The sequence below is a fragment of the Aureimonas sp. D3 genome, from assembly GCF_001463805.1.
Lineage (GTDB): Bacteria > Pseudomonadota > Alphaproteobacteria > Rhizobiales > Rhizobiaceae > Aureimonas > Aureimonas ureilytica_A.
This window is the reverse complement of the sequence record NZ_BBWM01000082.1, coordinates 1-19,310: the sequence shown is the minus strand read 5'-3', so window position 1 is coordinate 19,310 and position 19,310 is coordinate 1. Positions and strand designations below refer to the sequence as shown.

The 19,310-nt window shown below is 59.9% G+C and carries 23 protein-coding genes; 15 read left to right on the top strand and 8 right to left on the bottom strand.

What is annotated here, in order from left to right:
- Positions 1–402 (bottom strand): hypothetical protein (locus AUL36_RS24485; RefSeq protein ID WP_210168884.1); only part of this gene is annotated, 402 nt, incomplete at its 3' end.
- A 335-nt stretch (positions 403–737) separates the two neighbouring features.
- On the opposite strand from AUL36_RS24485, the gene AUL36_RS23535 reads away from it, so the two are divergent.
- Positions 738–884 (top strand): DUF1127 domain-containing protein, encoded by a 147-nt coding sequence (locus AUL36_RS23535; protein ID WP_082655613.1) that lies wholly within the window; start codon positions 738–740, stop codon positions 882–884.
- 228 nt (positions 885–1,112) lie between these two features.
- Here the strand turns inward: AUL36_RS23535 and AUL36_RS22410 are convergent, their stop codons facing one another.
- Both AUL36_RS22410 and AUL36_RS24070 read right to left on the bottom strand, forming a co-directional pair.
- Positions 1,113–1,517 carry a host attachment family protein gene (locus tag AUL36_RS22410; protein ID WP_062224423.1) on the bottom strand — a complete coding sequence of 135 codons (405 nt, stop codon included), beginning with the start codon at positions 1,515–1,517 and terminating at the stop codon, positions 1,113–1,115.
- A gap of 217 nt (positions 1,518–1,734) precedes the next feature.
- A complete protein-coding gene (locus tag AUL36_RS24070) occupies positions 1,735–1,887 on the bottom strand; it encodes a hypothetical protein (protein ID WP_156418540.1) in 153 nt (50 codons plus the stop codon).
- Positions 1,888–1,989: 102 nt separating this feature from the next.
- Between AUL36_RS24070 and AUL36_RS22405 the strand changes: the two genes are divergently transcribed.
- From AUL36_RS22405 to AUL36_RS24065, 4 genes are all read left to right on the top strand, one after another.
- The gene (locus AUL36_RS22405; protein ID WP_062224421.1) at positions 1,990–2,187 is read left to right on the top strand and encodes a hypothetical protein; all 198 of its coding nucleotides are present in this window, start codon (positions 1,990–1,992) and stop codon (positions 2,185–2,187) included.
- Entirely contained in the window at positions 2,184–2,483 is a 300-nt protein-coding gene (locus AUL36_RS22400) for a DUF3572 domain-containing protein (protein WP_062224419.1), read from the top strand. The genes AUL36_RS22405 and AUL36_RS22400 overlap by 4 nt, the downstream gene beginning before the upstream one ends.
- Before the next feature lie 69 nt (positions 2,484–2,552).
- Positions 2,553–2,948, top strand: coding sequence for a helix-turn-helix domain-containing protein (locus AUL36_RS22395; protein WP_062224417.1), 396 nt, complete (start codon positions 2,553–2,555; stop codon positions 2,946–2,948).
- A 76-nt stretch (positions 2,949–3,024) separates the two neighbouring features.
- Positions 3,025–3,195, top strand: coding sequence for a hypothetical protein (locus tag AUL36_RS24065; protein ID WP_156418539.1), 171 nt, complete (start codon positions 3,025–3,027; stop codon positions 3,193–3,195).
- Here AUL36_RS24065 and AUL36_RS22390 read toward each other — a convergent pair.
- The gene (locus AUL36_RS22390) at positions 3,192–3,848 is read right to left on the bottom strand and encodes an SOS response-associated peptidase (RefSeq protein ID WP_062224415.1); all 657 of its coding nucleotides are present in this window, start codon (positions 3,846–3,848) and stop codon (positions 3,192–3,194) included. The two genes, AUL36_RS24065 and AUL36_RS22390, sit on opposite strands and share 4 nt — an antisense overlap.
- Before the next feature lie 134 nt (positions 3,849–3,982).
- Between AUL36_RS22390 and AUL36_RS23530 the strand changes: the two genes are divergently transcribed.
- A complete protein-coding gene (locus AUL36_RS23530; RefSeq protein ID WP_306302844.1) occupies positions 3,983–4,282 on the top strand; it encodes an excalibur calcium-binding domain-containing protein in 300 nt (99 codons plus the stop codon).
- A gap of 35 nt (positions 4,283–4,317) precedes the next feature.
- Positions 4,318–5,565, top strand: coding sequence for a PAN domain-containing protein (locus tag AUL36_RS23525; RefSeq protein ID WP_244497199.1), 1,248 nt, complete (start codon positions 4,318–4,320; stop codon positions 5,563–5,565).
- A 350-nt stretch (positions 5,566–5,915) separates the two neighbouring features.
- Here AUL36_RS23525 and AUL36_RS22380 read toward each other — a convergent pair whose 3' ends face one another.
- Both AUL36_RS22380 and AUL36_RS22375 read right to left on the bottom strand, forming a co-directional pair.
- Entirely contained in the window at positions 5,916–6,236 is a 321-nt protein-coding gene (locus AUL36_RS22380) for a hypothetical protein (protein WP_244497198.1), read from the bottom strand.
- A gap of 2 nt (positions 6,237–6,238) precedes the next feature.
- Positions 6,239–6,985, bottom strand: a complete 747-nt coding sequence (locus AUL36_RS22375) for a DNA/RNA non-specific endonuclease (protein WP_210168883.1) — start codon at positions 6,983–6,985, stop codon at positions 6,239–6,241.
- Positions 6,986–7,285: 300 nt separating this feature from the next.
- Between AUL36_RS22375 and AUL36_RS22370 the strand changes: the two genes are divergently transcribed.
- Positions 7,286–9,172 carry an acyltransferase family protein gene (locus AUL36_RS22370; protein WP_062224410.1) on the top strand — a complete coding sequence of 629 codons (1,887 nt, stop codon included), beginning with the start codon at positions 7,286–7,288 and terminating at the stop codon, positions 9,170–9,172.
- A 152-nt stretch (positions 9,173–9,324) separates the two neighbouring features.
- Here AUL36_RS22370 and AUL36_RS22365 read toward each other — a convergent pair whose 3' ends face one another.
- A complete protein-coding gene (locus tag AUL36_RS22365) occupies positions 9,325–10,419 on the bottom strand; it encodes an acyltransferase family protein (protein ID WP_062224408.1) in 1,095 nt (364 codons plus the stop codon).
- 815 nt (positions 10,420–11,234) lie between these two features.
- Here AUL36_RS22365 and AUL36_RS22355 point away from each other — a divergent pair.
- The 3 genes from AUL36_RS22355 to AUL36_RS24060 all read left to right on the top strand — a co-directional run bounded on the left by AUL36_RS22355 (position 11,235) and on the right by AUL36_RS24060 (position 15,509).
- A complete protein-coding gene (locus AUL36_RS22355) occupies positions 11,235–12,524 on the top strand; it encodes an O-antigen ligase family protein (RefSeq protein WP_062224406.1) in 1,290 nt (429 codons plus the stop codon).
- A 580-nt stretch (positions 12,525–13,104) separates the two neighbouring features.
- Complete coding sequence (locus AUL36_RS22345; RefSeq protein ID WP_082656029.1) at positions 13,105–14,013, top strand: glycosyltransferase family 2 protein; 909 nt, start codon at positions 13,105–13,107, stop codon at positions 14,011–14,013.
- Positions 14,014–14,156: 143 nt separating this feature from the next.
- Positions 14,157–15,509 (top strand): calcium-binding protein, encoded by a 1,353-nt coding sequence (locus AUL36_RS24060; RefSeq protein WP_156418538.1) that lies wholly within the window; start codon positions 14,157–14,159, stop codon positions 15,507–15,509.
- Positions 15,510–15,884: 375 nt separating this feature from the next.
- On the opposite strand, the gene AUL36_RS24055 is transcribed toward AUL36_RS24060, so the two are convergent.
- Positions 15,885–16,295: a hypothetical protein gene (locus tag AUL36_RS24055; RefSeq protein ID WP_156418537.1), complete on the bottom strand. Its 411-nt coding sequence runs from the start codon at positions 16,293–16,295 to the stop codon at positions 15,885–15,887.
- Positions 16,296–16,852: 557 nt separating this feature from the next.
- Between AUL36_RS24055 and AUL36_RS22335 the strand changes: the two genes are divergently transcribed.
- From AUL36_RS22335 to AUL36_RS22320, 4 genes are all read left to right on the top strand, one after another.
- The gene (locus AUL36_RS22335) at positions 16,853–17,269 is read left to right on the top strand and encodes a nuclear transport factor 2 family protein (RefSeq protein ID WP_058599233.1); all 417 of its coding nucleotides are present in this window, start codon (positions 16,853–16,855) and stop codon (positions 17,267–17,269) included.
- 3 nt (positions 17,270–17,272) lie between these two features.
- A complete protein-coding gene (locus AUL36_RS22330) occupies positions 17,273–17,788 on the top strand; it encodes an RNA polymerase sigma factor (protein WP_058599234.1) in 516 nt (171 codons plus the stop codon).
- Positions 17,785–18,594, top strand: a complete 810-nt coding sequence (locus AUL36_RS22325) for an anti-sigma factor family protein (RefSeq protein ID WP_058599235.1) — start codon at positions 17,785–17,787, stop codon at positions 18,592–18,594. The genes AUL36_RS22330 and AUL36_RS22325 overlap by 4 nt, the downstream gene beginning before the upstream one ends.
- Positions 18,591–19,310, top strand: a 720-nt coding sequence (locus AUL36_RS22320) for a LysR substrate-binding domain-containing protein (RefSeq protein ID WP_062224398.1), incomplete at its 3' end; no start/stop codon positions are given. The genes AUL36_RS22325 and AUL36_RS22320, both read left to right, overlap by 4 nt.

The following is a 19,310-nucleotide window of genomic DNA, read 5'->3' as shown; positions in this document are numbered from 1 at the left end:
GTTGTCTACGAGCGAATGGGGGACACCAGCGAGGATACCGTGGTCGCCGACGTTGGGAATTCGGTCGCAGGACGATACCTCATCCATGTCTATGACAATCTGCGTGACATCAGGGCCACCCGAAATAACAGAGCGCACTTTCGTGATGATAACGAGCTGAGGAAACGAGCGTTCTACAGACGTCACTTCGACCTCTGCGACGAGGCTGTCAGCAGGCAGCTTAGGAGGGATAGTGGTCGTTAGATAGAACCTCTCATTGCCATATGTGCAGGCATGAACTGGCTCGCGCATCACGAGGACGGCTGCGACTGCGGCCAAAGCGATTGATGAGGAGCGGTGTCTCGCACAATAGACGAGTGTCATGATGGCGGACAAAGAAAGAAATCCGAAGCGATTGGCCATTCTAATGCTGCCCCGTGTTGGTTGCCCCTGGTGCATGCCATTTCAGCGTCGGCCGATCTGAGGGCACTCGCGAACTGCGCGCCCGAATTGGATAGGCCGGTTCGCTATCGGCAGGCTGTGCTCACTTCGACACGAGGTATCCCAAAGCGAACAGCGCAACCCATGCGGCGACCGCATATCGGACCTGAGAGCCCTCGATAGCGAACTGCTGCAAGGCTCCCCTTCGACCTTTGCGCTACTGCGGAAGGGAAGCGAGGCGTAGGTTCTGGGCATCGGAAGAACACGCACATGCCGGCCACCACCGATGAGAGGCCGGACACGAAAGGCAAGACACCATGTCCCTCGCTCGCTCCTTCAGCACCTGGCGCCAGTATCGCAACACGGCCGCCGAACTGAACCGTCTCTCGCAACGCGAACTCTCGGACCTCGGGATTGCCCGCTCCGACATCCCGGCCATCGCCCGTCAGGCGGTCCGCTCTTAAGTTTCCCCCTTTCGCTTCAGCTGCTCCTCCCCCACCTGAAGTGAACCGGCCGAGCGGTTTCTCCCACCCTTCGGCTTCTCTCCAACGCCCTTGCCGGTCCTCCCCCGGCGAGGGCGCTTTCGTTTGCAGACGCCTAGTACCGCTTTCACGAGATCAGGATCCCTCTTCAAACAAAAGGGGCGTCGCTCAAAAAGCGACGCCTTGGTGGCTAGAAATCGAACTGAATGTTTAGGCGGCGGCAATCGCCTTCTCGATGTCGGCGCTGGTCTGCCCCGTCAGATCCTTTGAGATTTCGCCGACGAGGGCTTCCTTGAGCTTGGCGTGGTAGTGTTTCCGCATTTCACCAAGCGCCTTGGGCGCTGCGATGACCACGAGTTTCGTCAGCTTCCCGGAAATGGCCTGATTGTTCAGGATGTCGGTCACCCCAGCCACAAAGCCGTCTTCATCCTGCGTGCTGTCATCCGGGTTGGCAGAACTGCTGGCGTGACCTTTGCCCCCGCTCTTGTTGTCGGTGTTAACGGACTCCGTGGGGAGGGCGGTCAGGTTCGGCCGGCCTTCGTCGCCGCTGTTGCGGAACAGGCTGAGTTTCTGACCGTCGACCACTGCAACCGTCGCGCCGCTGGGGAGCTGCATCGCTTATCTCCGTTCTGATGGACAGCGAATATCGCTGCCTTTTAAGCGAACCTAACGTCGTGCGCGCTTCATCGCTCCAAGCTAATCGATGCTCTACAGGTCAGAAGCGTCGTCGCATCGCAGGTGGCGCCTTCCACTGCGCCAAGCTCTCACGCTCCAGCTTGTCCAGAAGCGTGTAGCGGACATAGGTGGACCGTGTTCGGCAGCCTGCACACCGTCAGTTCAGCGCCTCAATGTCGGCACCGGGCGCGATGAACCCTTGAAAATCAAGGCAGCGATAGATCGTGCGCGCGTTGCAGGGATCGCAGCGTATGACGATGCCCAGGCCCTTGCGCAGCCCTTCCTCGAAATTCCGTATTGCCTGCACCATGCACGGACCTCATTCCTAATCCTGTGAACAAACTAGGAACATCGTCTTTTCAGCAAGGCCGTTCGGAGTCATGGTCGGCGCACTGATTCATGAGGCGGGGCCATGTCGAGAATTGCAGAACGGATCACGGACCTGTCGTTGAAGGACGATCTAGACGAGGCGATTGACGAAGCCATCCGCACGTGTGGCGGTGACGCTCGTGTCGCGGTTGGCGCGCTGATCCTGGGGCAACGCTCGTTGCAGGAAGCCTATTCCGACCGAATTTCCGCTGGCTACGTCAGGCGAGGGCTCGCGAAATGATCCGTGAGGGCAAACGACCCGTTGGCTCGGGCAAGGACGCGGAAACGATCGGGATCGACGCCCTGTCGTTTCTGGCGGGCAATGGCGAGCTTCTCACGCGTTTCTTGGACCTGACGGGCCTGACGATCGAGCAACTCCGCACGGAAGCGACCAAGCCCGCCTTCTTCGTCGGGTTGCTCGATTTCATCCTGGGACACGAGCCGACGCTGATGGACTTTGCCAACGCGGCCAAGTTGGATCCCGCAGAAATCGGGTTAGCCCGAGAGCACCTCGCCAACCGTCAGAGCGCAACCTAACCGATCTGTTAGTTGCGTCCTGACGTGCATACGGCTTCCTGCGCGTCCGAAGTGCAGCGCGGGGGGCTCATGGACGACCTACCAGAAAGCTATGAAATCGATATCCATCTGGGGCGCAGGCTGCGTGACCTGCGCCAGCGTGCCAGTCTACCCATGTCTGTGCTGGGTGAGCAACTGGGTATAAGCCATCAGCAGATTTACAAATATGAGTCCGGTTCGAACCGACTTTCCACCAGCGGACTGGTTCGTCTGGCTCGCGTGCTTGGGGCTGAGGTTTCCGAATTTTTCGAAGGGCTTCCGGGCTTTTTGTCTTCGGAAAAGGGTGCTGGAAGTTTGCAGGCCCAACACTCCAGCCTTCATGTCGTGCGTGTCGATCACTTGCCTCCCATCATCCAGAAGCGACTGGCTGACCTCGTTGACGCAATCGTGAAGTCGTCTGAACGAGATGCTCTACAGGACCAATAGCCTTCTCACGAAATAACAACTTGTGCGCCATATTTTCAAGAAAAGGTAATTTGAGCGTGTGGCGAACGGGTGTGCTATGGGCGAAGCGAATGAGAAAGATGCAGAGCGTGCGTTGATCAATGTGGCGTTGAGCCGTCTCGACTCTGCCATGCGTGAAATGGCTCTGGCTCGCCAGATGATCGATTACGTCGTGAACAACACCAATCCGGCAGAACTGCCTTCTGAGGACCAACTGCAGAGAGGCTAGACCTCGCCGTCATTCCGATGTCCACGCGCCACGATCCGCAACGCATCATCAGGTAGAGGCCGCTGGAGCGCTGACGCCTCTTTCCAGTCCGACCGCAGCCAAACCTCGAACTCTTCCGGCTCTGTCAGGATCACGGGCATGGCTTTGGGATGGATCGGCCCGACCACGCCGTTCGGTTCGGTGGTCAGAAAGCCGTAGGCGTCCACCGTGACTTCGCCTTCCGCTTTCTTCCGTGTGCTCGTCCACTGCGTCCAGAGGCCCGCAAAGGCCATCAGAGGGCGCTCCTCGTTGGCTGCGAACCAGACCGGCACCTTCTTGCCGTTCTCGTCCGTGTCGTATTCGGAGAAGCTGGTGAACGGCACGAGGCACCGATGCGCTGGCCCCAGCCAGCGACGCCAATGCGGCGAGCCCGTGTTGCGGATATTGGTGACACCTGGGTCGGTCGCCTTGCCCTTCAGGGCGAAGGCGGGAGATGGCATCCCCCAGCGCGCCATCGCCAATTCTCGCTCTCCCTCCACCAGGCGCACAATCGGCGCGGCTTGATCGGGGAAAATGCTGGGCATGGGTGGCAGATTGCCTGTCCTGTCCTTCATCGCACGCGTAAACGCCAGGATCGCGGCTTGGCCTTTGGTCAAGGAGTAGAGGTTGCACATGGTCCCGCTCCAGCGTCTGCGAACGTCTCGCTCCGAACATATGGAAGAGTGGATAAAGCGCCACGCGGCCCCTCTCGCCCCATAGACAACCTCGGGGCGTGAAGACACAATCCTGCCTTAATCGGGAGGAGCTTATGGGACGCTTCAGTTTCGCGGCATTGGTCGCCTTCTTCATGCTCGCTAGCGGTCCAGTTCATGCGGTGGAGGCGACGCCGATCCATCCAGAGCAGTCTGGTTCAATCCTCGCTCAGCTTGAGACTTACCGCGTCGCGGCTGGCAGGACATGCAAATCGGTATCGACGTGCCGAGAGGCTGTAGAGCTCTGGTGCAGCGGCTACAGGCGAGCTGATAGGGATGGAGACGGTATCCCCTGTGAAACGGTCTGCCATTCGAAGGCGGAGGTCGATAGGATCAGGGCTGAAATCGGATGCTGAGCCGATTTCTAAGCTTGGCCGTTGGCCTTCTCTCGTTGCTGAGCGTCGATCTCGCCGCAGCTGCCGAACCCTCGGCTCTGGCCCCTTTCCGACTGGACCCGGCTCGCCCCGATGTTATCGAGCTCAACGGCGAATTGACGTCAGGTTCAGCGCTGGCCTTTCGCCGTGCTCTGCTCGCCGCCCCTAATGCGAAGATCCTCCTTCTGAACAGCCCTGGTGGGAGTGTCGATGCTGGTCTTCTGATCGCGGACGACGTTCACACCCGTAAGCTTGCGACGCTCATTCCTGAGGGCTCGACCTGCGCATCTGCTTGTTCTTACATCTTTTTGGCAGGGCACGAGCGGCAAGCCGATGGTCGGCTCGGCGTCCATCAAATGTGGTCGCAGAAGCCAGATCTCGAAAGTGCACAGATGTCGATTGCGGACGTGATCGATACGCTGAACCGCTTTGAGACGCCGATCGGCGTGGTAACGATCATGTTCCGTACGCCGCCCGATGACATGCACTTCTTCTCGCCCGAAGAAGTCGTGCGCTTTGGGATCAACAACAAGGGCGGCAGCGTCGAGCAAGTCGGACCGCAAGTCGCCGGCTCGGAGCGTGCATCCCCGCAGCCCTCGCCATCGATTACAAGTGCGGACGCCGAACCCAAGGAAGCCGCTAAGCTTTCGGAAGGGATTGCAGCAGCCGCACCAGCGCTCTCCGATCGGTCGTCAGCAGCTCTTTCGACGCTCGAAACCTACACGCGCCAGCCGACGCGGATGGCGATCTACGCAGGCCTCGACTTCTTCGGTGAGGATGTCGGAACGGCGAGCGTGGCTGACGCTCCGGCTTGCGCTGTGAAGTGCTTCGAGATGGGCGGATCGTGCAAAGCCTTCACCTTCAATATGAAGACCCGGCCGGGGCGAGGGCCGAACTGCTTCATGAAGTCTGGTCGCGGCGAGGTGGATGGCAATTCCGCAGCCTTCTCAGGTCAGTTGCTCGCACGCTCCGAGCGCGATCCCCCGTCCATGACGCTCGACGTTATCGATCCAAACTCGGACCTTTATCAGGATGTGGACATACCGGGCATGGACCTTTCGCGCCGGCCTCATCCTGCTACATCGCAACTGGATTGCCGTCGCGCCTGTGTGACGGATGCTCGCTGTGTCGCCTTCACCTATCTCAAACCAAAGAAGCAGTGCTGGCTGAAGAGTGGTGTGGGTACGCCTCGGGCGCTTACGGGAGCCGTGACAGGGGGAAAGAAGTCGCAGACGTTCTCGCCCAAAGTCATCTCATTGGACTGATCCCATGACCCGTCCTATTGCGGATACGAAACTCCGAACTCTCGATCAGGAGCACGCATGGGCTGCGCTCGCGGATGTCGTAGAGGGGCGGCCGATCGATATATCGATGGAGCGAATTATTCGAGAGCGAGAAGCCATGGAGCGGGCGCTGTTCGAGAGATTGGCCGACAAGCCTGAGGAGCCATCCCTTCCTGTTGCAACTCGCACATTTTGGCGCCCTTGGCATGGGCTAGCGATAGCTGGCGCTGCGGCCTTGACCATATGGCTCGCCTCCACACCAGCCCCGGCCGCTGAGCGCATCAAGGGCGCCATCTCCTGCCATACTTCTGCTTGGAACTGATCCCAAGCGATCAGCCGAATGGATTACGAACGCGCTTGGTTGGGGCATTCTGATCGGCGGAAGTCTCCGGCAAATCGCCTTTCTTCTCCAGCGCGTCCACAATCGCGTTGATCGCTGTTTTCAGTTCACGCGCTTGTTCGAGGCCCCGCTTGTTGAGAGCTAAGTCAATCGAGCCGCTGATCGAAACCCGATCCGTGCCGTTCTCGATTGTGAGCCCGCCAACCGTCAGAGCCACGCTGTCATTAGCAAAAGGATGGAAAGGGTTCGATCCCTGCGAACTGGAGGACGCGCCTTGAGCCGCTTCGGTCTCCGAATGCTTGTCGCGTGTCATGCCTACTCCTGACGACAGGCCCGTGGCTGCGTCAGCGCCAAGCGCTGCGTTCCTACGGGCAATGATGGGTATATCTCGATGCCGCTCATGGTCTTGAACGCTTCGACGCTCATGATGCGACAATTGGGCGTGTCGTCGTTGTCGGCAACATACACGGCCGCTCCGCCTCGTTTGGGATCATAGACCGCCTTCCAGACTATGGTCGGAACGAGGACATTGTTCGTGCCTATGGCCTGGACATCCTGGCCAATGAACAAAGGGCCGGTGACGATCCACACCTCACCGTCCATGGAGGCGACGTCACGCACCGTTTCTTCGATCTGGCTCCATAGGCCGGTGTTAAGCCGGTGATTTTGCGGGACCATGTTGGAGAGCGAGAAGCTCTCGGCTTGCGACTTTGCATCGGGCATATCGCCGGAGGGGGCCATATGGCCCCGATCGAAGCCAGACCCCTTGTAGTCCACCAGCTCGGATCGCTCTGAAGGGGGCAGAGCCTTCTCTGCGTGAAATCGATTGGTTCGGGACATGCCCTCGGCCGCCTCGACCTGGGCAGCCGTCAGATGCTCACCGACCCAGAGTGGGGTTCGAGTTATGCCGGAATGAAGTACGGCGAATTGGCGAAAGCAGAGTTCGCGCGTGGGCATTGCCTGAGCCAGACGGTTGAAATCTGGTGCCTGCCCCTGAAGGAAGCTGTCGGGACAGTTCGAGGTGACAGCGTAGGCCGGGGAGCCGCAATTCAGAAAAGCCAACGCAGCGAGACCTAAAAGGCAATTCATGGTCCCGATAGCTCTGATCACCACCTCTTCCCCTCATTTGCGTTCGAATGCAGCGGCTGATGATCCGATGCTCTTCTTTACACGATCACCAGAAACTGTGTTGCTCTTCTCATAGGCTCCGTTGCGAGGCTTTTCGAGTATGGTAGCCCCTGGACCGACTCCTCTTGGAAGAGGACGATCCGTCTGTCCAATCGAGCGGCGTGAGAACGCAATCGATAACATCAGGGCGACATGCTATGCCGCACCGCACACTTTGGCGGTGGACGGGCGACGATGACCTACAGGGAAGACATTGACGGCCTTCGAGCGATCGCTGTTCTCAGCGTAATCCTCTATCATTTTAAGTTCACCTCTTTCGGGGGTGGCTACATCGGCGTCGATGTCTTCTTTGTCATCTCCGGCTATCTCATCACCGGAATTATCGCCCGCGAGATCGAACAAGGCAGGTTCTCCTTCCTCTCGTTCTACGAGCGCCGTATCCGCCGGATTTTTCCGGCCCTCTTCGTCGTCCTTCTGGCCACGGCGGTCTATGGGCTCTGGGGTCTCTACCCCACGGAATACAAGGAACTCGGGGGCAGCATAGCCTCCACCCTCGCGTTCACTTCGAACTTCTTTTTCTACTTTCTAAGCGACTATTTCCGACCAGACGTCGAGATCAAACCCCTCCTGCACACGTGGTCGCTGGCGGTGGAAGAGCAGTATTACCTGGTGTTCCCGCTCTTCCTGGTATTGGCCTATCGCTACAGCCGGCGTCTCGTCGTGCCGCTGATCGTCGGGATCGGTCTCGTATCGTTCGCGCTTTCGGTTTGGCTTGTACGATCGCAGCCAGCGGCAGCCTTCTATCTCTCGCCTCCGCGTTTTTGGGAGATGCTGGTCGGCTCCTTCCTCGCTCTCGCGCCACTGCCAGCCCTCAGGGCACGCTGGTCGCGTGAGATCGTGTCCATTCTCGGATTGGGTGCGATCCTGGCGTCTGCGCTTTTCTACAAGTCTGGAGCGCCATTCCCTGGGTTTCGCGCGCTACCGCCCGTCTTGGGCGCTGCGGCCGTTCTCTATGCTGGGGAGCATGGAACGAGCTGGGTCGCTCGCCTCCTGTCCATGCGGCCGATGGTCGTCATCGGGCTCATGTCCTATTCGCTCTATCTCTGGCACTGGCCTATCGCTGCCTTTGCCCATCTCTGGTTCGATCGGCCGCTGGAGGTTCAGGACAGTTGGGTCTTGCTGCCCCTGACTGCGGTCCTGTCTTTCCTGTCCTGGCACTTTGTGGAGCGACCCTTCCGGAAGCCAGGAGTGATGTCGCGCTCTCGGCTATGGGCGACAAACCTATCCCTCTCTGCCATCGGGATCGTTCTCGGGTTCGCTGTTCTGTTCGGTAGCGGGTTCCCGTCGCGGTTCACACCGCAGGTCGCGGCGATGGCATCGAACTTGGAATATGACGATGCCGCCGTTTATCGACGCGGCACCTGCTTTATCGACAGCAACATCCAATCTGCCTCAGATTTTTCCACCGATGTCTGCCTGGCCCGAGATCCTGCGAAGCCCAATCTCCTTTTGATCGGGGACAGCCATGCGGCGCATCTCTGGATCGGGTTGAAGGAGGCTCTGCCCTCCATGAACGTCATGCAGGCCGCTTCCACCGGGTGCAAACCCGTGATCGACGGGAAGGGCCTTCCCAACTGCGTCGCGTTCATGAATGGGATCTTCGAGCGGCTCAATGAGCTTCATCCTTCGCTCGTGCTGTTGTCGGGTCGCTGGTCACTAGACGACCTGCCCTATGTCACCGCGACGGCTGCAAAGCTCAAGGCGGATGGCTGGAACGTCATCGTTTCAGGCCCGATCGTGGAATACCAGATCGCCTTGGCTCGCATTCTGGCGGAAGCCGAACGCAGTCATCACCCAGAGCTTCCCGCTGAGCGTCTGGATTCATATCCCAAAATCGTCGATGGGTTGCTGAGGGAGCGAATGGCGAGCGTGTCCGTGCCATACATCTCGATCTACGATCTGATGTGCCCCAATGGCGTCTGCCAGACGACGACTTCAGACGGTGATCCCATGCAGTGGGATTACGGTCATCTCACGAAACAGGGCTCCATCGAGCTCGCAAAGCGGATCGTGAAGCAGCTGCCTTTTGCGGCGGGCACCGATATCTCGCAGACCCAATAGCGGGCTTGGCCAAGGGTCTAGTCGTGGATGCAGCTGCGCTCAAGCATGAGCGCCCCACACGATAAGGGGGCTTGTCGGCTGCTTCGGAGGTATCACCGTCAAGGGCGCCTGCACGCCACCTGATGACTCTATGGCTTCCCTTCCGATCTCGGTTACGTTCGCTCGGGCACAGCTTCGAGGACGCGGGGTCTACGCATGTGCAGGGCTCTGCTCAACCGGGTTGTCAGAGGTCGCTCGATAAGCTCGTACACCAGCGCTGCGCCGAAGAGGGCGATCGCCGTCGCCAGGGCTACGTATGTCCAAGGATTGTTGACACCGAGCCTCGAGGCCGCGATCGCCACCAAATTAATGGAGAAAGGATGGGAGAGGTATAGCGCGAAGGAGGCATCTCCTCCGAACACGAGGGCGCGCTTGAACAGGCCGTTAGTCGCATGATCCCTCTGCGCGATCAGCGCCGGGCCAGCGCACATCACAAGCGCGGGAATGCCAACCCAAACGGCTCTCAACCCGTATTCGAAGTGCATTCCCACGACGTGCATCAGCGAGAGGAGACCACATCCAGCCGCGAAGACCAGCCATCCTTTGGCGGCGGAGAAACGGAAGCCACGGGCGCGGATCTCTGCCAGAGCGATGCCGTAGACGAACTCCAGAACGATCGAGTTCGACCAGAATGCCATAGGCCCGGATTGGAAATGGATGACCAGAGGCGAGAGGCCGAGGAGGGTCACGACGCCCACGATGATCGACAGGCCGACCTTCCTGCTGAAAAACAGCCCGACGCAAAACACGACGTAGAAGAGGAACTCGAACTGGAGCGTCCAACCCAAAATCATGATCGGGTAGAACTGACCGTAGGGGTTTTCGACCGGGAAGAAGAGGAAGGATCCCAAGACATGCCAGGGGTCGATTTCCGCATGACTGATGTGCCCGGCGAACAACCAGATGGCCAGAAGCATACAGACGGTTGCCCCCCAATAGGGAGGCACGATCCGCACGAGGCGTCGAACGAGGAAGTTCGCCGGCGCCCCCACTAGGCCGAACTGATCGCGGCACAGATGGTACATGATGAAGCCGCTGATCACGAAGAACACGTCCACGCCAGCGCCCCAATAGACGGGGTTGATCGGCGTGTAGCTCGCCAGATTGAGGAAGCGCTGTTCTCCCGCTTCATGCTGGACGTGGCTGATCAAAACCATCATCGACGCGATGAAGCGAAGGATTTGGAGCTCGTAGATGGTCTTGTTCATTCCAGCACCGATCCGTTGCGAGCATGGGTCGCAATAGGGCTATTTTTGAACCCACTCGATAGCAGATATCCATAAGGCTGCCAGGGAAGAACGCCTCGATGTACGGTGCCGGAACGCGCGGTGATTGGAGCATACGGCGCGCGAAGACCATACCCTTCCAGTGACGGCAAGGCGCGAATAAGCGGTCAGGCGTCATCGAGGATGATCCTTGAAAACGCTCGGGGAGGGGGATATTTTGTGGAGGTGGACGCCAGGGTTGCTGCCCTGACGCCCGGTACGCTTAGATGAAGAGATGGACCCGGAGTTCAGCCTGCCAGCCGCTCCGGGTCTTCTTCACTTTTAGCGTGATGTTCAGTGGAAAGAACCACATCTGCATCACCTCCAAGGAGAGCAAAGCCGTTGCCTCGGCCGTGGTGGCTCATCCTCCACGGTAGCGCCCGGCTGGCTTGACGCGGCTGCTTTAGCTCTCGATCTTGGTCCAGCGGTTCATAAGCATCAGCAGTGCGATCAAGGCAAGGCTTCCAGGGAAGAGCGCCGAGCGGACTTGCAAGGCCGGAAGCGTACCGAATGGCCGGATAGCCTCGGCTGGCCGTTTGGGTTCGAGCGCGACCCCATCCCGAAAAAGGGCTCCAGGGACCATCAAATGGCTGACCTTGCCGGCGCAATTCAGCCATAGCGTCCTGTGGTATAAACGGGCAGGCGAGTTCAGGCAGTGACGGAGACCGAAGGCGCGTTATGACCCTCAGAAAGCTGACGGCATCCCGTTTGAGATTTGAACCTGGCGTCCGATACGCCCAACTCGGCGCAGGTCCGTCATGGTGAATGTCCCCTACCAGCGGACCGACAACAGCATCGATCGCGCAGCCAACGCCTTCCTAGATCGCGGCCTCTTCAAGCTCTTGATCGTTCTATCGATCATCCAGTTCAGTGGCGCCTGGTATTGGGGCGGCTTCGACGCTAGCTCGGCATCGCTGGAAGGCCAGCAAATGTTCGGGACACCGTTCCGATATCTGGTGTGGGGGAGCATATCCCTGGCATTTGCCGTCTACCTGTCTCGATATACGTACCGAGCTCCTCTGCGCGCGCTGATGCCCTTCCTCCCGTTTTTGGGGGTGGGGGTCATATCCGGGTTGCTGGGCGAAAATATCCTGATCGCGGTACGATCCATCACGTTCTGGATACTGATGTTCCTGAGCGCTTTCGCCTCGGCCGCCGTGCTGAAACCGCGATCGATCGCGTTCATCATCACCAACACGTTGATGGTGCTCGTTCTCGCGTCCATTGTCATGTCGATCCTCAATCCGACCATCGGTGTCTCAGTCTACGGCGGCGAGACGGTTTGGGTTGGCTTGTTCACGCAGAAGAACACGTTCGGCTTTCTCGCCATGTGCGGCTTCTTGTGCGCTTACGCATTCCATCCCACGATCGGACGCCTCAGAACGGCGTTGCTGGGCATCGGGTCGGCCGTTTGCCTATTCATGTCTGGATCGATGGGAGCGCTCATGATCGCGTTTGGTGCGATCAGCTACATGGCGCTGGTGATTGCGATCCTGCGTGCCCGTGTCACGACTCCGATTGCGTCGACAATCATCATCGTCAGCGTGGCGTCCTTGGTTGTGTTCGTTCTGACCAACTGGACCGACATCACGCAGACTTTGGGACGAGATCCGACCCTGACCGGGCGAACCGAAATCTGGTCGGCCTACCTCAGCGAAGCCTACAAGAACTGGTTCATCGGCCTTGGACCCGGCTCCTTCTCGGGTGAATCCCGAACCGTCATGACCCTGTTCTACATGTTGAAGGAGCTGGGCAATATCAGGCAGCCTCACAACGCCTACATTCTGTCGTTCGGCGAAGGCGGCATTCTGGGGGTGACCGCCTATGTGTCGGCGCTGGCCTACATGGCGTTCGTGGCTCCGTTCCGGCATCGCACCCCTGAATCCGCCGTCTGCGCCATGTTTGCGTTCGCGATCCTGGTCGCCAGCATCTCGGAGGGGCGAGGCGTGTTCATCGCCACGATCGAGGGGTATCTGCTTCTCCTGTTCCGTACGCTTGCAGTCCGCTCTACGGGGCCGAACTACATTCATAGCAACCGGCGTGTTTGATTTCCGGCGCTGGAGCTGTTGCCAATGGGGGCTTGTGATGGGGCTATCCGCCCCAATCACTTCCCCCCGGCGAATTTACCAAGCGTCGCCGGAAACGAAGTCGGCGACCTCCTGCTCGGTTGCGCGCCTGTACTGACGAGCGCCGTTGATCCAACGGGTCATGACGACCTCTTTGCAAACTTCACCTGTGTCCACCTGCACAGGAGACAACTGGACAATCGCCTCCCACTCGCTCGATCGCCGAGCACCGAAAAACCAATGCAAAAATTTGAACATGCCAGACACCGTTCGCAATCTGAACGCTCTATAAGCGTGTGAAATAGCACGTACCAGTTTAAAAGCCCAAGCGTATTCCCCAGGGGCACACGACGCTAATAGAGGCTTATCATTTAACTCGAGAAGCCACTTCGTTGTTGGACAGACACGTGGCGACCCGTCGTGTAACAAAGAAACTTCACCCGTCCTCTAAAGAATGAAGTATGAAGAACCGACGCGTGTGCGTCGCGATATGGGAGCGTCTACATCAGGTCGTTGAAGCATCGCTCGAAGCCGATGGGACGCAGATGGGATCGATTTGGGCATGACGGATCTTGTCATCGGGATACCTACCTTTCGGCGCCCTGGTCTCCTGCTGAGATTGCTCGAAAGCCTCCAACCAGAAATCGCCGGTCGTGAGCTGACGCTTATCGTCGCCGACAATGACTGCGATCCCGTAGTTGAGACGCTCGTCTCCGAGTTTCCGCGCGAGGCCGGGCAGCGCTTCATCTATCTGCCCGTGTCCGAGCGTGGCCTTTCTCCCAACCGCAACGCTCTCGTGGACGCGGCTATGCGGGAAGCGCCCGACTGGCGCCGCCTCATCATGATGGACGACGATGGGTATGTGTCCGAAGGCTGGCTGGCGACCCTTCTCGCCTGCGCCGACACTTACGAGCCGCACCTTGTGGGCGGGCCGGTTGAAGGCTTGCTTCCGCCCGATGCCGGGCTTCTTGCGCGCAACAGCATCTTTGCCAGCCGTCGCGGGGCCGCGACAGGGCCGACCAAGCTCCTGCGTACCGCGCAGAACCTTCTCATCTCACGCCGCCTTCTCGACCTCGTGGAACGCCCTCTTTTCCGCAACGCCTATAAAGCCTCCGGTGGAGAGGACTACGACTTGTTCCGCCGAGTTCAAGCGGCTGGGGGAGAGATGGTCTGGTGTGAAGAGGCATTGGTCTACGAGCCGCCCGCGGAGCAGCTGCGCCCCGCTACGGTGCTGAAACGCTACTATACGACCGGCATCTACATGTCGAAAATCGATCAAAGCTATGATGGCACGGGCGCGACGTGGCGGCTGGCCGTCAAGGGCAGCGTCGGTGCGCTCGCTCGGTTTGCCTTATCGTTGCCAAAACTGCGCAAGGATCCCATCGCCAAGAACCTTCTGACGATCGCCCATTACTCGGGCCGCCTCGTGGGAATGGCCGGAGGCCATACGTCGCGATACGACAAGTCATAGGGCTATGTCAGGCAGACGCGGCTTTCTGTTTGAAGCGCCTTAGCTCTCTGGTATTGCCCTTCCGTCATCACCCATAGAGTGTGGACGTGCAATTCATACGTTTCGGTAAGTTAACGAAATGTGTGTCTATCGCGGGGGACTAAATGGCGACTTCAGTTGCACAGAGCGCTTCGAATCAAACAAGCATGAATGTCATGCCTCCTGAGGTGTTGGACGAATACACCCTCGTTGGAACCGAAGGTGATGACAACCTGTACCCGCCATATTCGGGAAATCCACGTGACCAACAGTATTACGTGGTGTTCGGACTAGGAGGCAATGATGTTCTGTCGCCTGGTAACGAGAGGGCTACGATCTACGGCGGCGCAGGGAACGACACCATTTATGGCGGTGGAGGAAGTCAGCTCTTTGGAGAAGACGGGAACGACACCATCCATAGCGGCATCAGCTATCATAACTATTATTATATCCCTATGAGCGACACCATCGATGGGGGAGCGGGTATTGATACCTGGGTGACCAATGTCTCCCTCTCCAACTACAACGTCAGAATCATCGGGACGTCCATCTATCTCGACTCCGCTTCAGAAACACGCCCCGCTTATCCGTTGTCTGCGGAGAACATGGAGATCGTGAGTTTCATCGAAGGCACATTCACGATCCAAGACCTTCGTGACCATGTGTATCGGGGCACTGACGGAAATGACACGCTTCGGGCGCCCACGAATGCTCCCTGGACGCTCGCCGGGGGCCTTGGAAACGATCGATATTTCATCGAGAAGGCCGGGGACGTCGTGAGCGAGAAGGCCGGCGAAGGCTACGATCAGGTGATCACCTCGCTCAGCCATACCCTGGAAGCAAACGTTGAGAGCCTTCAGCTCGTCGGTTCAGGAAACACCGCCGGCACGGGCAACGATCTTGCCAACTACATCGGGGGCAACAGCGGCAACAACACGCTCGATGGTCGAGGTGGCGCCGACATCATGGTCGGCGGACGCGGCAACGACAGCTATATCGTGGACAACGTAGGCGACCGCGTTGTGGAAGGCGTTGGCGAAGGCACCGATCGCGTCATCTCCACGATCAGCTACACGCTGACGGACAACGTTGAGAACCTGCAACTCGTGCACAGCGGGAACACGCAAGGGATCGGCAACTCGCTTTCCAACTACATGGGCGGCAATAGCGGGAACAATCTCCTCGACGGTCGCGGCGGTGCGGATACCCTCTATGGAGGCGGTGGAAGGGACACCTTCGTTTTCCGCGCCGGCGAAGCGAACGGCGACGTCGTTGGCGACTTCACCGGTGCCAGCCAAACAGGTGGCGATGTTCTCATGTTCGTCGGCTACGGTGAGGGTGCGTCTCTGACCCGCGTTGGTGCGACCGACAAATACGTCGTGAAAAGTGCCGACTCCTCCATTGTGGAAACGATCAAGATCGCGGGCGTGTTCGACCTGGCGACGGGCTCGGATTTTGACGACGTTCTGTTCGCCTGATCGAAGGGGGCATCGTTGCATCTGGGTTAGCAGTCTATCGAAGGACGCCGCCGAAAGGGGCGGCGTCTTATCTCCTTGACGGGAGGCGACGACGACTATCGAAGCCTTGGAGACGTTCCGCGCACGCTAAACGGCTCCTATAAGCCGACATTCGTTGAGTTCAACAGCTATCGCGTCGAGTGGCAGAATGGCCATTATGGAACAATATCTACGCGGCTACGAGGCCGCGCGACATTGTTTCCGCTCTGACTTAAGCTTACCGCAAGGTCCCCAAGGTGACGGACGTGGGCTTCGCAGTGATCTGGTCGGTACAGCACAGGCATACATTTTACGGCTGCGCCATAGGCAGCGCAGCCGGTTTGCAATCAGATGAACTCAGATCGGATGCGGATCAGGGCGACACAGACAAGTCATTAAAGACGACCTCCTTGGCGGTGTGTTCTCTATTTTTCCAGTTTCTTGGTATTCTGTCTGAAGCTCGGTATCGATTGATCCATCAGATCGTGCGAACCAAACGGCGGGAAGTTTGCCGAATTTCTGTTCGTAGTCTTTTACCCAAGGTATTTCAGCATATACGGCGTCGCCTTCTTCGAATTCGTGGTGCTCAACAAGCTGTCCCCAATTCGTCCTTGCGAACTCATCATAGGCTTCGCGATCTGCCATCATATCGTGCCAAACGTCATCGATATAATCGCTGAACATTGGGGCACCGGGAATTCTAAGCTGGAAATAGCGGCCCAGCTCCTTAATAGCTGCTTCCTTACTGATTTCATCAGACGCACTCATTAATGGCCTCCCTGATCTCAGTTATGTACAGACCCAAAATACACATAGCTGACCTATAGGCAACTGCGGACAAGCGAACGTTTTCCTAGCCTGTCTCAAGGCTACCTACCGTTTCAACGTTCGCCGCAACGTCTGCGCCTCTACTCCGTAAGCACGGCCGTCCAGTCGTTGCAAAATTCAATATTTTTGCACGTCGGAACGAGACCAGTACCGCCAATGGGTTAGATGGTGCAGAAACCAGGTGCATAATGAGGGCGGCGTAGGCCTGGAAGGTACCGGAAGGTCGGCTTTGATCAGCGCTGGCTTCGAAGCGGACCATCTTCTTTCCACCCCGTCCGGTCTCGGACCGCGGAGAAAGCGGACGCCTGGAAGCGGTCCATCCGCTCTCGACCCTTCGAAGCCGTTTGTCGCCCTTTCAGCTTGCGCCGTTAGCGGACGTTCCGTCTGAAACGCCGAACTGACCCCGCTCGTCTCAAATTTTCAGTCCTTTGGGAATAAGCGCCGTTCCCCGTCGTCTTCCGTGGGCCAATCTCGGCCGAACCGAAGGACACCGAGCCATGAAGACCCTCCTCGCAGCCATCGCCATTCTCTCCGCCGGGGCTTCGGCCGCGCTTGCGGGGCCCGCCGGCGACATGGCGAAGGCGCATATCGAAGCGATCGCCAAGGGCGATACCGCTGCGGTCACCGCCGCCTACGCGCCATCCGCAACGCTTCACTGGGTCGGCGGTCCGCTCGATGGCACCTATACGGGTCCCGAGATCGCCGCGACCTGGGCGAAGTTCGCCAAGGCGCAGACGGGCCTGAAGGCCAACGTCGTGAACATGACCGAGAGTATGAACCCGAAGGGCGCCACCGTCCTCGCCGATGTCGTCTTCGCCAACGACAACAAGATCCCCGTGCGCTACGTCATGCTATTCCGGGACGGCAAGCTCGCCGACGAGATCTGGCAGATCGACCCCGCGCTGGCGAAGTAAGGCATGTCCACCGACGAGATCGCGGCGCGGATCGAACCGCTCATTCCGGGCCTGAGGCGCTACGCCTATGGGCTGGTGCGCGATGGCGACGCCGCCGACGATCTCGTCCAGGACTGCCTGGAGCGCGCCGTCGGGCGCTGGCACCTGCGTCGACCGGAGGGCGACCTGCGCGCTTGGCTGTTCGCCATCCTGCGCAATCTCCACCTCTCGGGCCTGCGCCAGCACAAGCGGCGTGGGCCCCACGTTGCGCTCGACGAGATGGCCTCGCCGCCGGCGGTGGACGGCGACCAGGACGGCCGCGCCGGGCTTCGCGACGTCCTGGCCGGGCTCGATGCGCTGAGCGAAGAGCACCGCACCGTCCTCCTTCTCGTCGGCGTCGAGGACATGAGCTACGACGAGGCGGCGCGGGTGATCGGGCTTCCGGTCGGCACGGTCATGTCGCGCCTGTCGCGGGCGCGTGAGAAGCTGCGCGCCATCCTGGAGACCGGGATCCGCGCGCCCTTGAGGAGAGTCAAATGAGCCGCAGGGACGCGCCCGTCGGTGAGGACGACCTGCAAGCCTATGTGGACGAACGGCTCGGGCTAGAGCGGCTGTCCGCAGTCGAGGCCTATCTCACCGAGCGACCGGAGATCGCCGTGGCCATCGAGCGCGACCGCGAGATCGCCCGAGCGCTGCGCGAACGGCTGGCCTTCAAGGCGGAAGAGCCGATCCCGGCGCGGCTGCGCATCGCGAACATCCGCGAGGCCCGGCGCGGTCGCTTTGCTGTCACGCGCCTGCGCATCGCGGCCGTCATGGGCTGGCTCATCCTCGGCAGCGCCGGCGGGTGGCTGGCGAACGACGCCTTACGCGCGCCGGTGGAGCCGACCCGAGTGGCCGTCATGGCCGACGAGGCGATCGCGGCGCATCGCACCTTCGTGGTCGAGGTGGTCCATCCCGTCGAAGTGCGCGCCGAAGAGGAGGCGCATCTCCTGCAATGGCTGTCGAAGCGGCTGGGAACACGGCTGTCGGCCCCGGACCTGACGGGGCTCGGCTATCGGCTGATGGGCGGGCGGCTCCTGCCTGCGGGCGCGGGTCCCGCCGCGATGCTGATGTACGACGACGACCAGGGCACGCGGCTGACCCTCTTCATCAAGACCGACGAGAAGGACGAGACGTCGTTCCAGTTCGTCGAGGAGGACGGCATCTCCGCCTTCTTCTGGCGCGACGCCGGCCTCGGCTATGTCGTCTCGGCCGAGGCGCCCCGCGAGCGATTGATGGCGGTGGCGACCGCCGTCTACGACAGCCTGAACCGCCCGGCGCCAAGCTTCTCCGGTGGTACGCTGTGACGCTCGACCAGCTTCGCGTGTTCGTCGCCGTGGCCGAGCGCGAGCACGTGACGGAAGCGGCAAAGGCGCTGAACCTCACGCAGTCGGCGACGAGCGCCGCCATCGCCGCGCTGGAGGAGCGCCACGACGTCCGCCTGTTCGACCGCGTCGGACGGCGGATCGAACTGACCGAGGCAGGTCGGCTCTTCCTGCCCGAGGCTCGCGCCGTCCTTGCCCGTGCCGAGGACGCCGGCATCGCGCTGGCAGAACTCGCCGGACTGAAGCGGGGTCGCCTCCGCATCGTCGCCAGCCAGACGGTCGCGAACCACTGGCTGCCGCCGATGCTCGCTCGCTTCAAGGCCTGCCATCCCGGGATCGACCTTCGGCTGAGCATCGCCAACACGGCGCGCACGGCCGAGGCGGTGCTGGATGGCACGGCCGATCTCGGCTTCGTGGAGGACGAGCTTGGCGATGTCCGGCTCGGCACGCAACGCGTCGCCGATGATCGACTGATGCTGGTCGCGGCATCAGGGCACAGAGGCTCCGGGTCTCCCGTCGCGGCCCGGGATCTCGCGTCGGCGCGCTGGGTGCTGCGCGAACGGGGTTCGGGCACCCGCGCGATCCTCGAAGGCGCGCTCGAAGCCTTCGGTGTCGATCCCACCGCGTTGTCGGTCGAACTTGAACTGCCCTCGAACGAGGCGGTGCGCACGGCGATCGAGGCGGGCGCCGGCCTCGGA